Source organism: Corynebacterium sp. AOP40-4SA-5, from assembly GCF_052377355.1.
GTDB lineage: Bacteria > Actinomycetota > Actinomycetes > Mycobacteriales > Mycobacteriaceae > Corynebacterium.
The window spans coordinates 1-14,554 of record NZ_JBQSWS010000004.1; the positions used below are offsets into that span (position 1 = coordinate 1).

The window sequence follows — 14,554 nt, forward strand, 5'->3', positions numbered from 1 at the left end:
GGCGGTACCCACCGGACGTGACGGGGCGGACGTCACGTCGGTGCTGCCGGTGCGCAGGTACTCCACGACGGCGTCGTCCACCACGTCGTTGCCGAAGCCGACCTGGCCGTGCCCCGGGCCGTCCACGGTGATGACGTGGCTGTTCATCGCCTCCGCCATCGGGCGGTGCGTGCGGTAGAGCGTCTGCGGGTCACCGGTGCCCTGGACCTGCAGCGGCGCGGTCTGCAGCGCGCCGCCGTCGATGTCGACGAACGGAGCGTCCGGCTCGATGCCGTTGCAGCTGATCCCCGCCGCGGCGAGGTCGCCGGGCGCGGAGAAGGCGTCCTGCACCACGTAGCCGTTCCACACCGCCTCGGGGATACGTGAGTAGTCGGGTGCGACCTGGTTCTCGTTGCAGATGACCATCGACTGCATGTAGATCGGCACAGTCGTGGACGGGTCCTGGTTCTGTGCCGCCAGCTCCTCGACGGACGGCGGGGTTTCCGTGCCGGCGACGAGGCCCGCCAGCGTGCCCCAGTTGTTCGGCGACGGAACGAGCGCGCGGGTCATCGCCAAGGTCATCGAGGAACTCTGGACGGCGCCGGGCGCGGCGACCATGCGGAAGAGGTTCTCCAGGCGGGCCTGCGGTTCCCCGACAGCGGTGAGCAGGTCGGCGGCGGGCTGGCCACCCCACTGCAGGCCGGGCGGGAGGTCGCCTACCTGCGCGGGCGGCGGCACCACCGTGGGATTCGTGCCGGACTCCTCCACGACCACCCGTGACCAGGACCGGTAGACCTCCAACGGGGTCTCTCCGAGCCCGTAGGTGTCGTTGTTCCGCGCCGCCCAGGTCAGGAAGTCGTGCAGACCGTCGGTGTACCCGCCGGTCTGGTCGTCGAGCACACCGGCCCAGGCGCGCTGCACGTCGTAGCCGGAATCCAGTACGGTGCGGTCGGTGCGCTGCGGGAACATCGTGGCGTAGGTCGACGCCAGCTGCGTGCCGTAGCTCAGGCCCAGCAGCGAGATCTTCTCCTCGCCGAGGGCGGCGCGCACGTCCTCCCAGTCGCCGGCCGTTTCTTTGGTGGTGAGCGCGTCGGTGTAGCCGGGTGTGCCTGTCTCGCAGGCGGCCTTGACGTAGCCGCCCGGCTCCAGCTGCGCCCGGACGGCGTCGTAGCCGGACGGTTCATGCAGGCAGTCCACCGGGGTGGAGCCTTCCAGTCCACGGGGTTGCACCGCGACGAGGTCCCATTCCTCCCTCATCTCCTCGGGCCAGGAGAGACCGCCCTCCTGGTCGTAGCCGAAGAAGGAGTACCCGTCGCCGCTAGGGCCGCCGGGGTTGCCGAACAATGTCCCGCGTCGGGACTCCGGGTCGGACGCCGGCACCCGGACGAAGCCGACGGAGATCTGCTCACCGTCGGGATCGGAGTGGTACATCGGCACGTCGAGACGACCGCACTCGGCGGTGTCGACGGTGACCTGCTCCGGGCAGTTCTCCCAGGTGACGTCGTTGGACGCCTGGGGTTGCGGGACTGCGGCGGCGTCTGGGTCTGCGGCGGCGGTCGGCAGCGCGAAGACGGTCGAGGCGGCGACGGCGGCACCGGCCAACAGGGCGGGGGCGGACATGCGGACACGCGGTGGCACTGATTCTCCTGAAACGTCGAGAAGAGGTTCTTCTGGAGAACCTACCTGATGCGGCCAGGCGAGAAACGGGGGATCCCTCCCCTCGGCCTCCCCCCGAATCGCGGGGTCGCCACGCTCGCGTACAAGATTCGCCCTTTTCGTGGCAGCGGATCACTGAATCTGGCACGCGACGCGGGGTTGCCTGGCCCCAGGCCCGAGCCGGGCCCGACCCAGCTCCGACCCTTGTCGGATCGCGGCACGGCGGTGTAGGGTCCACAGTCGCTCATAGACAGATCTGTTCATTCCAGATCGCTCGCGGATCCCTCGGGAGGACCCCATGCTCATCACCGGACTCGCCGTCGGCGCCGTCCTCGGCTTCGTCATGCAACGCGGCCGGTTCTGCGTCACCGGCTTCCTGCGCGACATCTTCACCCAACGCACCTGGCGCGGGGTCACCGCGCTGCTCGTCGTCATCGCCGTGCACGCGGTCGGCCTGACCGCACTGTCGAGCCTCGGCGTCATCGACCCGGTGGTCAGCGACTTCGCCCCGTTCGCCGTGATCGTCGGCGGTCTCGTCTTCGGCCTGGGCATCGTGCTGGCCGGCGGGTGCGCCTCGGGTACCTGGTACCGCTCGGGCGAGGGGCTCGTGGGGTCCTGGATCGCCCTGGCGATGTACGCCCTGTCGTCGGCGGCGATGAACTACGGCCCGCTCAGTGGCCTGAACGACTTCCTGGGCGACGTCACCGTCGGCGCCACCACGATCCCGGAGTCCGTGGGCCTGTCCCCGTGGGTCTTCGTGCTGGTCATCGTGGTGGTCACCGCCCTGATGGTGCGCCGGTACGTGGCGCGTGACCGGGCGTTGCCGACCGTGGCGACGCTGCCGCCGAAGAAGACGGTTCTGGCCCACCTGCTCACGGAGAAGCCGTGGCACTTCTACGTCACCGCCGCGGTCATCGGCGTGATCGGTGTCGTCGCCTGGCCGCTCTCGGCCGCCACGGGCCGGAACTCCGGCCTGGGCATCACCACACCCTCGGGTGACCTGGCGTCCTGGATCACCACGGCGAACCCGGAGAACTGGAACTGGGGTGTGCTGCTGGTCCTGGGCATCCTGGTGGGGTCGTTCATCGCGGCGAAGGCGTCGGGCGAGTTCCGCGTGCGCGTCCCGGACGCACGCCAGGCGGTGCGCTCGGTCGCCGGCGGCACGATGATGGGCGTCGGCGCCGTCTGGGCCGGCGGCTGCACGGTGGGCAACGGCATGGTGCAGACCTCGCTGTTCAGTTACCAGGGGTGGGTCGGCATCGTCGCGATCGCGCTCGGCGTGGGGCTGGCGGCGAAGATCTGGCTGAAGCCGGACCAGCCCTACAACCCGCAAGACGTGCAGGACGCACCGACAGCGCAGGACGGCTCGGCGGCGGTGCCGTCGGCACCGTCCGTTGCGTCCGGCGTCCCGGCGGGAGGCGTCCTCACCGCGCCGGCGCTGGACGCCTCGGCGCTCGGCGTCGTCGCGGCGTCCGACGGCGGTGGGCTCACCGACCTCGGCGACGGGCGGTGGAGGATGGACACCCTCGGTGCGGTGTGCCCCTTCCCGCTGATCGAGGCGAAGGACGCGATCAAGCGGGTCGGGGTGGGCGAGGAGCTCGTCATCGAGTTCGACTGCACCCAGGCGACCGACGCATTGCCGCGGTGGGCGGCGACGGACGGCCACGAGGTCACGCAGTTCGAGACCGCGGGGGACGCCGGCTGGGTCATCGCGGTGAAGAAGGGGGAGTAGCCGCGTGCGGCGGACTGCCCTGGTTACCCGCTGTGAATGATATTTCGATAGCCTGTGGCCATTGACGCTTCAGCACACTCCTCCCCACCGGCCTGGCGGTACATCCCCGGCCGGTCCTTCCGGCGCTTCATCGCCTGCGGCTGCATCGACCTCGCCGGCAGCCTGACCTTCCGCACGCTGCTCGCCCTGTTCCCCGCGCTGATCGCCCTGGTGTCGATCCTGGGCCTGTTCGGCCAGAGCGAGGAGACGGTGGTCTCCATGCTCGACGAGGCGCAGGCGATCGTGCCGGAGTCCACGTGGGGCGCGGTGGAGCCGGTGCTGCAGACGATCCTGACCACCCCGTCCGCCGGGCTGGGCCTGGTCATCGGTCTGCTGACCACGCTGTGGACGGCGTCCGGCTACGTGAAGACGTTCGGCCGGGCGATGAACAGCATCTACGAGGCGTCGGAGGGGCGCGGTGTGGTCAAGTACAACGTGCAGATGTACCTGCTCACCGCGTTCCTGCTGCTGCTCGTGGCGCTGGGGGTGGTGGCCTTCGGTCTGTCCGGGCCGTTCGCCGAACTGCTCGGCTCGGCTGTGGGGCTGGAGGAGACGGCGCTGCGGCTCTGGGGGGTGGCCCGCTGGTTCGTGATCGCCGCGGTGGTGATCCTGCTGGTCGGTTTGCTCTACCGCACCACGCCGAACATCCGGGTGCGTGGGATGCGTTGGATCAGCACCGGTGCGGTCCTGGCGATCGGCGGGGCGATCCTGGCGTCCCTGGCGTTCTTCTTCTACGTGGTGAACTTCAGCAACTACAACGCCACCTACGGCACGCTCGCCGGCGTGGTGATCCTGATGCTGTGGCTGTTCATCGTGAACATCGTGCTGCTGTTCGGCGCGGTGGTCGACAGCGAGGTCGAGCGGGTGCGCCAGCTCAAGGCGGGGCTGCCGGCGGAGGAGAACCTGCAGCTCGAGGCGCGCGACACCGTGGCCATCGAGAAGGCGGAGGACAAGTTCGCCCGCGACGTGGAACGCGCCCGGACGGTGCGTGAGGCGGCCGAGGTGGCCGAGCACGTCGACCAGGAGGTCGCCGAGCGGGACGGCGACGGGGACGGGGACAGTGACGGCGACGGGGACGGCGGCCGGACCAGCGGCGTTGCGGGGAGTCACGCGCTCGACCGGTAGGTGGGGGTCAGGGATCGGGGTCCCTGAGTGATGTCCGACACAATTCTTTGCCGAATTCGCTTCCATAAAGATTTCCGTTCGGCTATCATTCTGTGACGAGCGCTACAGATACACGACTACATGACGGAGGACACCATGTCTTGCCCCTACACCGGCGGCGACACTGACCTGCTGGAGACCGCGACTGACGACGCGGCAGCAACCGATCACTCTGCCAGCAACTCGGCCAGCGAGGCGCCGGAGGAGGGGGCCGCCAAGAAGTCCTCCGCCAAGAAGTCCGCAGGTCGCGGGGAGCGTGGCGGGAAGAACGACAAGCTCAACCGCGCCGACGAGGGCTTCTTCGGCCCCGGTTCGGTCGCCTGGAAGGTCTGGGGTTTCCCGGGCTCGGCCCTGCACGGCTTCGCACGCGCGGTCACCATCGAGCACCTGGACCCCGACCTCGTCGCCGCCGTCGACGAGTCCGGCCAGGTCATCAAGCGCACGCCCATCCGTTACGACCGCACCATGGAGTACTTCGCGGCCGTCCTCGCCGCCGACGCGCAGACCGTGACGCGGATGTCCGACATCCTCATGAAGGTCCACGACCGCTCCTACGGCGTCAACCCGGTGACCGGGAACAACTACGAGGCGAACCGTCCGTCCTCCCAGCTGTGGATCCACGTCACCGCCTGGCACTCCATCCTCTACGTCTACGAGAAGTTCGGCCCCGGCAAGCTCTCCCGTGACGAGGAGAACGAGTACTGGGCGCAGATGGCGATCTCGGCGCAGTTCCAGCCGATCAACCTGGAGGATCTGCCCCGTACCCGTGGTGAGGTGCAGGCCTACCTCGACGGCTGGCGCGAGAAGCTCTCGGCCTCCGAGGCTGCCGTGTTCAACATCAGCCACATCCTCGACGGGTTCGAGACGATCGACCCGGACCTGCCGAAGTGGCTGCAGAAGCTCGGCCGCCCCCTGCTGCGCCGCAGCGTGATCGCCACCTACCCGCGCTGGATGCGCAAGATGATGGGGCTCAACCAGTCCTCGCGGATCATGGACGAACTCTCCATCGCCCTCTGGAAGCCGATCTACAAGGCGATGCAGGTCCAGCCGCGTCTGATGATGTGGATGGTCAAGCGGACCTGCCCCCGGGCGACCCGCTTCTACGAGCCGATCCTGTTCGAGACCCCGGCGGATTCGCCCAGGGTCTACACCCCCGAGGTCGCCCGCCGGATGTTCGGCAACCCGCTTACCCCGCTGGAGCAGCGCGAGGAGCTGCTGCGCAAGCGCGGAGAGGGCAAGGGCCAGAAGGCCTACGACCACAACCACGAGGACACGATCCTCGAGTTCAAGAACGCCGAGTCGGTCGAGACCGCCGAGGAAACCATCAACGCAGACGGCTACAAGGTCGGCTGACAGCCACCACGGCCACGAAGGAGGACGTCATGTCTTGCCCCTACACCGGTGATGACACCGGAACCACGGACACCAGCACGGACACCGACAACGGAACCCGAGGCAGGATCTTCCGCCGAGGTGGCAAGGGTGACGTCCTCACCCGCGCCGACGAGGGCTTCTTCGGCCCCGGCTCGGTGACCTGGAAGGTCTGGACCTTCCCGACGTCCGCACTGCACGGCTTCTTCCGCGCGGTGACCATCGAGCACCTCGACCCGGACCTCGTCGCAGCCGTCGACGCCTCCGGCCAGGTCATCAAGCGCATGCCCGTGCGCTACGACCGCACCATGGAGTACTTCGCGGCGGTGACCTTCGCCGACGCACAGACCGTGACCAGGATGTCCGACATCCTCATGAAGGTCCACGACCGCTCCTACGGGGTCAACCCGGTGACCGGCAACGACTACGAGGCGAACAAGCCGTCCTCGCAGCTGTGGATCCTGGTGACCGCGTGGCACTCCATCCTCTACACCTACGAGAAGATGGGCCCCGGCAAGCTCTCCCGCGACGAGGAGAACGAGTACTGGTCGCAGATGGCGATCGCCGCACAGTTCCAGCCCATCGACATGGACGACGTGCCGCGCACCCGTGGTGAGGTGCAGGCCTACCTCGACAGCTGGCGCGAGAAGCTCTCGGCCTCCGAGGCGGCGGTGCACAACATCAGCGAGATCCTCGACGCCTTCGAGAACGCCTTCGTGGATCTGCCCAAGCCGCTGCGCGTCATCGGCCGTCCCTTCTTCCGCCGCAGCGTGATCGCCACCTACCCGCACTGGATGCGCGGCATGGCGGGCCTGAAGCAGTCCAAGGCGATGGACGCGGCGATGTTCGCCCTGTGGAAGCCGATCCTCACGGTGGCGAACAAGTTCCCCAGCCTGCTCATGGCCATCGTGAAGCGGATCTGCCCGCGCGCCGAGCGCTACATCGCCCCGGCGATCCTCGGCGTCCCCGCCGAGACCCCGAGGGTCTACACCCCCGAGGTCGCCCGGCGCATGTTCGGTAACCCGAAGACCCCGCTGGAGCAGCGCGAGGAGCTGCTCAAGCGCCGCGCCGAGGGCAAGGGGCAGAAAGCATACAGCCACAACCACGAGGACACCATCCTCGAGTTCAAGAACGCCGAGAAGGAGGAGACCGCCGCGAAGGCGATCAACTCCGAGGAGTTCAAGGTCGGCTAGGAGCCGGACGCCGAACTCCCCGTGCCGCCGGACCCTCCCGTCGGTGTCGCGTCCAGCGTGCCGCGGGCGGTGAAGTGGAACCCGGCCGGGCCGGTGACCACGATGTCGTACCGTCCGTCCCCGTCAGCGTCCCTGCTGACGGGGACGTCGACGGTGACGGACCCCGACACGTCGTGACCGGTGACCGACGCGTCCTGCCCGTGGAACGGGAAGACCAGCAGGTTCGCCGTCGCCGTACCGCTGTTGCGCAACGTCAGCTCCACCGCCGAGCGTCCGGGCCGCGGGGTGGCCGTCACCGACACCCTGTACGGCAGCGGACGCCGCGGGCGCTGCCCCGGTTCCTGGGTGGGCATCGACGGCGTCGCCGGGGGTTCCGGCAGCCACCGCGGCTCCAGCCCGCCGGTCGGCGCAGGGCGGGCCACCGGGGTGAACGTCCTGGGCTGGCGGAAGTCGAAGGCGCTGGTCAGGTCGCCGCTGATGCGTCGTCGCCAGTCCGATACCAGCGGCACCTCGATGCCCTTCCACGCTTCCAGGAACTGCGCGGCCGAGGTGTGGTCGAAGACCTCCGAACACCGGAACCCGCCCACCGTCCACGGGGACACGACCAGGGTGGGCACCCGGTTGCCGAAACCCAGCGCCGTGCCTTGGTACCACTCGTCCTGCTCGGACTCCGGCGGACGCGGCGGCGGCACGTGGTCGAAGTAGCCGTCGTTCTCGTCGAAGGTGATGATCAGCGCGGTCCTGCGCCACACGTCCGGGTTGTCGCCCAGGGCCTCCAGGATCCGGTAGATCAGGTTCGCCGAGGCCCGCGGGGAGGACGCCGAGGGGTGCTCGGACTCCGTGCTGGGCGGCACCACCCACGACACCGCCGGCAGCGTCCCGGCGCTGATGTCCGCGGCGAGACGCTGCGTCGTGGTCCCCGGCTCCGAGCGGTACAGCGCCCGGTCGAAGACGGTGCGTTCGGCGTCGTCGAGGCCGGCGAGCGTGCGTTCCAGCCGCGACGTCAACGCGGACTCCACGGCGTGCGCACCCGTCTCCCGCGCCTTCTGCAGTGCGGTGTAGTAGGTCTCGCCGGTGCCGAAGGGGCCCGGGAACACCTTCCGGGCGATGTCGCGCGTGTAGTCGAAGTACTCCAGGTTGTTGTCGGTGAAGTTGTCCCACTCCTGGTAGACCTGCCAGTCGATGCCGGCGTCCTGCAGGGTCTCGGCGAGGCAACGCCACCCGTAGCCGGGGTGCGTCGCCTCGTAGGCGCGGTTGTCGACGGCCCGCTCGTCGGGGGAGTCGGGCTCGTGACCGGTGTAGCCGGAGAAGAAGTAGTTGCGGTTGGGGGAGGTGCTCGTCGGCACCGAGCAGAAGTACTGGTCGCAGATGGTGAAGGTGTCGGCGAGCTCGTACTGGAAGGGCAGGTCGTCGCGGTCGTAGTAGGCCATCGTCGAGGCGGTCTTCGCCTCGACCCAGTTGTCGCACCAGCCGCCGTCGAGCGCGGCGGTGCCGCCCTCCCACTCGTGGTTGAGGGCGTCGACGTTCTCGGCGTCCATCGACTGGCGTCCGGCGGAGCCGCGGATGGGGAACGGCAGGACGCCGTCCTGCCGGAAGACGGTGCCGCCGTCGCGGCGGCGCAGGACGGACGGGTCGTCGAAGCCCTGGACGCCGCGCAGCGTCCCGAAGTAGTGGTCGAAGGCGCGGTTCTCCTGCATGAGGAAGATGACGTGCTCGACGTCGTCGAGGGAGCCGGCGGGTGCGGCGGTGGCGAGCTGGGTGAGCAGCGACGGAGGCAGCAGACTGCCGGCCGCCGCCGCGGCACCTGCGGCGAACGCCCCCTTCAGGAAGGTGCGTCGGCTCGTGGTCGGGTGGGTTCTCGGGTTCTGGTTATCCATGACCCCGCAGAACCTAGGGGAGCGTTCTGTCGCGGCGGTGTCCCGGTCATGAACCGTTGTTGAACGCCTGCGCCTTACGGCGGCGGTCGCGCACCACGAGCAACGCCAGCACCGCCACCACGGCGACCGCGACCGCCGCGTACACCCAGCCGGAGTAGCGGTCGATGGTGTCGGAGACGACCGTCCAGTTGTCCCCCAGGGCAACTCCCAGCCAGATCAGCACCCCGTTCCACACGCTCGAGCCCAGCAGGGTCAGCACGGAGAACTTCACCAGCGGGGTGCGGTGCACGCCGGCCGGGATGGACACGAGGCTGCGCACCCCCGGCACGACGCGTCCGAACAGGATCGTCGCCTCGCCGAACCGGTCGAACCAGTGCAGCGCCTTGTCCACGTCCTCGCCTTCGGTGAGCCACATGCGGTCGGCGACGGCGCGCAGCCGCTCCGCCCCGACCACCGCGCCCAGCCAGTACAGCAGCCACGCGCCGATCATCGACCCGGCCGTGGCGGCGAGGAACACCGCCCACACGTTGAGCTCGCCGATGGTGGAGGTGAACCCGGCCAGCGGCAGCACGAACTCGCTGGGCACCGGTGGGAACACGGTCTCCAGCAGGATCGCCAGGCCCACGCCGACGGCGCCGAGCGTGTCCATCAGGGACACCGCCCAGTCGACGACAGAATCAAACACGCAGTGGCCTTCCGGACGGGTGGGGGTGAAACCGGTTGACCGTCAATATAGCCGCTTTCCCGGGACGTGTCGTCGGATTGCAGAACGACGGTTTCCGTCGGGCATCCACTGCGAAGTGTTCACTTCGACCGGAATGCCGGACGGAAACCGTCGTCACTGTTCCTGCGGTTCCTGTTGCCCTCGCGAAAACTAGCCCTTCAGCGACGCCACCGGAGCGAAGCGCTCACCGTAGGCGGCGGCGAGCTCCTCGGCGCGGGCGACGAAGCCGGCCACACCGCTGGTGGGGTAGTCCTTGCCGGCGTCGGACGGCAGTGCGGCGGCCGCCGGGCGGGCGTAGTTGGTGATGAACTGGCGGGAACCGCCCGTCCAGGCCGGGTAGCCGATGCCCAGGATGGAGCCGATGTTGGCGTCCGCGTCCGAGGTCAGCACGTTCTCGTCCACGCAGCGCTGGGTCTCCAGGGCCTCGATGAACAGCATGCGCTCGATGAGGTCGTTGAGCGTGGGGACGCCGGAGGTGCCGGACGTTGCGGTGGAGTTCAGGTCGGCACCGGCGGTGGCCGCCTCGCCGTCCGGAACGTCCACCGGCGTCACACCGAGCTTCTCGCGGAGCTCGCCGCGCAGCCCGGCCCACAGGCCGGTGCGGCGGCCGTTCTCGTCGTACTCGTAGAAGCCCTTGCCCTCGAGCTTGCCGGGGCGCTCGAACTCGTCGAGCATGGCGTCCACCAGGGCGTTGACCCCGCCGTCGTCGACGGTGACGCCGGCGGCCTCGGCGGCGGCGGTGGTCTCCGCACCGATCTTGCGGGCAAGCTTCAGGTTCAGCTCGTCCTGCAGCTGCAGCTGCGGGGCGGGGTAGCCGGCCTGGCGTCCGGCGGCCTCGATGACGGCCGGGTCCACGCCCTCGACGAGCATGCGCATCGCCTCGTTGAGCACGGTGCCGATCACGCGGGAGGTGAAGAAGCCGCGGGAGTCGTTGACCACGATCGGGGTCTTGCGGATCTGGCGGGAGAAGTCCAGGGCCTTGGCCAGGATGGCCGGGTCGGTCTTCTCGCCGGAGATGATCTCGATGAGCGGCATCTTGTCCACGGGGGAGAAGAAGTGCAGGCCGATGAAGTCGTTCGGGCGGTCCACGCCCTCGGCCAGGCCGGTGATCGGCAGGGTCGAGGTGTTGGAGCCCAGCACGGCGGTGGACGGCACGGCGGCCTCGATCTCGGCGAAGACCTTGTGCTTGAGCTCGGTGTTCTCGAAGACGGCCTCGATGACCAGGTCCACGTCCGACAGGTCGGCGTAGTCGGCGGTGGGGGTGATGCGGCCGAGCAGGGCGGCGGACTTCTCCTCGGTGGTCTTGCCACGCTTGAGGGCCTTGGCCTCCAGGCCCTCGGAGTAGGCCTTGCCCTTCTGCGCGTTCTCCTCGGAGATGTCCTTGAGGACGACCTCGATGCCGGCCTTCGCCGCCACGTAGGCGATGCCGGCACCCATCATGCCGGCGCCGATGACGCCGACCTTGCGGAACTCGGTCTTGGGGTACGGGGTGCCGTCGGCCTGCAGGGGGCGCGAGCCGCCGCCGTTGCAGTGGTTGAGGTCGAAGAAGAAGGCCTGCATCATGTTCTTCGAGGTGGGGCCGGTGACCAGGGAGACGAACCAGCGGGTCTCCACGGCCGTGGCGTCCTCGAAGCGCTTGAGCTGGGCACCCTCGACCGCGGCGGAGAGGATCGCCTGCGGGGCGGGCATCGGCGCGCCCTTGATCTGCTTGGTGACGTTGGCGGGGAAGCTGGGCAGCATCGCGGCCAGCGCCGGGGTGGTCGGGGTGCCGCCGGGCATGCGGTAGCCCTTGCGGTCCCAGGGCTGGGACGCCTCGGGCTTGGAGGCGATCCACGCCTTCGCGGCGTCGATGAGTCCGTCGGCGGCGACGACCTCGTCGATGAGGCCGGCGTCCTTGGCGGCGTCGGCGTTGAACTGGCGTCCGGTGGTCAGCACCTTCATCAGTGCGTCCTGGATGCCGAGCATGCGGGTCACGCGTGCCACGCCGCCGCCACCGGGCAGCAGGCCGAGGGTGACCTCGGGCAGGCCGAACTTGGCGCCCCTGGTGTCCGCGGCGATGCGGTGGTGGGTGGCCAGGGCGATCTCCAGGCCGCCGCCGAGGGCGGTGCCGTTGAGCGCGGCGACGACCGGGACCCCGAGGGTCTCGATGCTGCGCATGTCGGCCTTCATCCGGTCGATGGAGGTGGTGAGCGCCTCCGCGTCGGCCGGGGTGGCGGTGATCATGGACTTGATGTCGCCGCCGGCGAAGAAGGTCTTCTTCGCGCTGGTGACGACCACACCGGTGACCTCGCCGGCCTCGACACCGGCGCGCAGCTTCTCCGCGGTCTCCGTCAGGGAGGCCTCGAAGGCGGTGTTCATGGTGTTGACGGGGGAGTTGGGGTCGTCGATGGTGAGGGTGACCACGCCGTTGCCGTCGGTCTCCCAGGCGATGATGTTGTCGCTCATGAGTTGTTCTCCTACAGAAGTTCGGTGTTCGGCGGTGGTCTAGACGCGTTCGATGATGGTGGCCACACCCATGCCTGCGGCGACGCAGAGGGTGATCAGGGCGTAGCGTCCGCCCGTGCGGTGCAGCTCGTCGACGGCGGTGCCGGTGATCATCGCACCGGTGGCGCCCAGCGGGTGGCCCATGGCGATGGCGCCGCCGTTGATGTTGAGCTTCTCGTCCGGGATGTTCAGGTCACGCTGCGCGCGCAGGACGACGGAGGAGAACGCCTCGTTGATCTCCCAGACGTCGATGTCGTCGGCGGTGAGGCCGGCCTGCTCCAGGGCGGCGCGGGCGGCCGGTGCCGGGGCGGTGAGCATGATCGTGGGCTCCACACCGGTGGTCACCGCGGCGACGACGCGGGCACGCGGGGTCAGCCCGTTCTTCTGGCCGGCGGCCTCGGAACCGATCATCAGCAGCGAGGCGCCGTCGACGATGCCCGAGGAGTTGCCGCCGTGGTGCACGTGGTTGATGGCCTCGACCTGCGGGTACTTGGTCAGCGCGACGGCGTCGAAGCCGCCCTGATCGCCGATGCCGGCGAAGGCCGGACGCAGGCCGGCGAGCTTCTCCGGGGTGGTGCCGGGGCGGATCGTCTCGTCGCGGTCCAGCAGCGTCACGCCGTTGCGGTCCTTGACCGGGACGACGGAGCCGTCGAAGCGTCCTTCCTGCCACGCCGTCGCGGCGCGCTCGTGGGAGCGTGAGGCGTAGGCGTCGAGCTGCTCGCGGTCGACGCCGTCGAGCGTGGCGATGAGGTCGGCGGAGATGCCCTGCGGGATGAAGTCGTTGGCGAAGGAGGTCTCCGGGTCCATGGCCAGCGCGCCGCCGTCGGAACCCATCGGCACGCGCGACATCGACTCCACGCCACCGGCGAGGACGAGGTCGTCCCAGCCGGAGCGGACCTTCATCGCACCCAGGTTCAGGGCGGTGAGGCCGGAGGCGCAGTAGCGGTTGACCTGCAGTCCCGTCGCCGAGTACGGCAGGCCGGCGTTGAGGGCCGCGGTGCGGGCGATGTCCATGCCCTGGTCGCCGACCGGGGTGACGACGCCGGAGATGACGTCGCCCACCGCGGCCGGGTCCAGGCCCGGGTTGCGCTCGAGGATCTCGGTGATAAGGCCGCTGAGCAGGTCAACGGGTTTCACGGTGTGGAGGCTGCCACCGGGCTTGCCTTTACCACGCGGGGTTCGGACGGCTTCGTAGATGAAAGCCTCGGGGATGCTGGTGTTCGTCATGACGGTCCTCACTTGCCTCACTTGTTGGTGCGACGACATCGGTGTGCAACATGTGTCGCCGATCACTCTATCGTCATATCTGGTTGCGCGTGGCATTCCGGTGAGGTCGGGGGTGCTGTCTTCCTGCGCTTTTGTATCGTCAAGCTACGGGTGGCGTGAGGTGGCGTGAGGGGACGGGGTTCGGCCTCACCGCCGCCGCATCACCAGTACCAGGTTCGACACCGCCACCTCGCGCAACCAGGGGACGCGCACCATCCACCACGCCCACCACGGGTGGTAGCGGGGAAACGCGGCGAGGAGTTCGGCGTCCTGCGCCCGCGCGGCGTAGCGCAGCCCGTCGGCGCACGACACGTCGAACAGGCTCTCGCCCCAGCGGTTCTTCGGCGGGTGACCGTGGCGACGCTCGTAGCGTCCGGCCGCGAACTCCCCGCCCACGTAGTGCTCCCACAGGCCCGTCTCGTGGCCGCCGAACGGCCCCAGCCAGCAGGTGTAGGAGAAGATCATCAGCCCGCCCGGCCGGGTGACGCGCAGCATCTCGTCCGCCATGCGCCACGGCTCGGACACGTGTTCGGCGACGTTGGAGGAGTAGGTGACGTCGAAGACGTCGTCGGCGAACGGCAGGTCCATGCCCGAACCACGCACCGAGGACCGCAGCCGGATGCCCGCCGCTGCCATCTCCCCGACGTCCGGCTCACAGGTCACGTAGTCGCCGGACGCCACGCCGGCCGCGGCGAAGGCGCGTCCGAAGTAGCCCGGCCCGCCGCCGACGTCGAGGATGCGGCACCCGGCGAGCGACTCTCCGGTCGCGCCGTCCTGCAGGTCACCGATCAGCCGGACGGTGTCCTCGGCGAGGCGCCCGTAGAAACGGTCCGGGTCGCTCTGCTCGAAGCGGAAGTCGCCGAGCAGGCCGAGGGACCGGCGCAGCGTGGCGTGGCGACGCAACGGGCGCAGCGTGGGAGGTACGGCGTGATCGGGGGGCTTCGGCATCGTGACCTTGAGGGTACAGGTCGCTGACGGGGCCTCGGAGCGACCTGAGGGCTCAAGGTGGGCGCCGAGGGCCGCAGCAGACGGTGGTGGGCGCCGCGCGGCCTGTATCGTGAGAACGGTC

At 69.3% G+C, this 14,554-nt stretch carries 10 protein-coding genes; 4 read left to right on the plus strand and 6 right to left on the minus strand.

The window, feature by feature from the left end; all coding sequences use genetic code 11:
- Positions 1 to 1,599 (minus strand): alpha/beta hydrolase (locus ACT3S3_RS03155; RefSeq protein ID WP_301443756.1); only part of this gene is annotated, 1,599 nt, incomplete at its 3' end.
- 334 nt (positions 1,600 to 1,933) lie between these two features.
- On the opposite strand from ACT3S3_RS03155, the gene ACT3S3_RS03160 reads away from it, so the two are divergent.
- The 4 genes from ACT3S3_RS03160 (at position 1,934) to ACT3S3_RS03175 (ending at position 7,134) form a co-directional block, all read left to right on the plus strand.
- The gene (locus tag ACT3S3_RS03160; RefSeq protein WP_444626192.1) at positions 1,934 to 3,367 is read left to right on the plus strand and encodes a YeeE/YedE thiosulfate transporter family protein; all 1,434 of its coding nucleotides are present in this window, start codon (positions 1,934 to 1,936) and stop codon (positions 3,365 to 3,367) included.
- A gap of 54 nt (positions 3,368 to 3,421) precedes the next feature.
- The gene (locus ACT3S3_RS03165; protein ID WP_444626194.1) at positions 3,422 to 4,531 is read left to right on the plus strand and encodes a YihY/virulence factor BrkB family protein; all 1,110 of its coding nucleotides are present in this window, start codon (positions 3,422 to 3,424) and stop codon (positions 4,529 to 4,531) included.
- Positions 4,532 to 4,666: 135 nt separating this feature from the next.
- Positions 4,667 to 5,923, plus strand: coding sequence for an oxygenase MpaB family protein (locus tag ACT3S3_RS03170; protein ID WP_441579883.1), 1,257 nt, complete (start codon positions 4,667 to 4,669; stop codon positions 5,921 to 5,923).
- A gap of 29 nt (positions 5,924 to 5,952) precedes the next feature.
- A complete protein-coding gene (locus ACT3S3_RS03175) occupies positions 5,953 to 7,134 on the plus strand; it encodes an oxygenase MpaB family protein (RefSeq protein ID WP_441579630.1) in 1,182 nt (393 codons plus the stop codon).
- On the opposite strand, the gene ACT3S3_RS03180 is transcribed toward ACT3S3_RS03175, so the two are convergent.
- The 5 genes from ACT3S3_RS03180 to ACT3S3_RS03200 all read right to left on the minus strand — a co-directional run bounded on the left by ACT3S3_RS03180 (position 7,131) and on the right by ACT3S3_RS03200 (position 14,433).
- The gene (locus tag ACT3S3_RS03180; RefSeq protein WP_301443973.1) at positions 7,131 to 9,011 is read right to left on the minus strand and encodes an alkaline phosphatase family protein; all 1,881 of its coding nucleotides are present in this window, start codon (positions 9,009 to 9,011) and stop codon (positions 7,131 to 7,133) included. The two genes, ACT3S3_RS03175 and ACT3S3_RS03180, sit on opposite strands and share 4 nt — an antisense overlap.
- A 46-nt stretch (positions 9,012 to 9,057) precedes the next feature.
- Positions 9,058 to 9,696: a DedA family protein gene (locus ACT3S3_RS03185; protein WP_301443972.1), complete on the minus strand. Its 639-nt coding sequence runs from the start codon at positions 9,694 to 9,696 to the stop codon at positions 9,058 to 9,060.
- Positions 9,697 to 9,885: 189 nt separating this feature from the next.
- A complete protein-coding gene (locus ACT3S3_RS03190; protein WP_441579629.1) occupies positions 9,886 to 12,180 on the minus strand; it encodes a 3-hydroxyacyl-CoA dehydrogenase NAD-binding domain-containing protein in 2,295 nt (764 codons plus the stop codon).
- A gap of 39 nt (positions 12,181 to 12,219) precedes the next feature.
- Complete coding sequence (locus ACT3S3_RS03195; RefSeq protein ID WP_301443476.1) at positions 12,220 to 13,446, minus strand: acetyl-CoA C-acetyltransferase; 1,227 nt, start codon at positions 13,444 to 13,446, stop codon at positions 12,220 to 12,222.
- A gap of 186 nt (positions 13,447 to 13,632) precedes the next feature.
- On the minus strand, positions 13,633 to 14,433 hold the full coding sequence (locus ACT3S3_RS03200; RefSeq protein ID WP_301443475.1) for a class I SAM-dependent methyltransferase: 801 nt from the start codon (positions 14,431 to 14,433) through the stop codon (positions 13,633 to 13,635).
- Between the last annotated feature and the right edge of the window lie 121 nt (positions 14,434 to 14,554).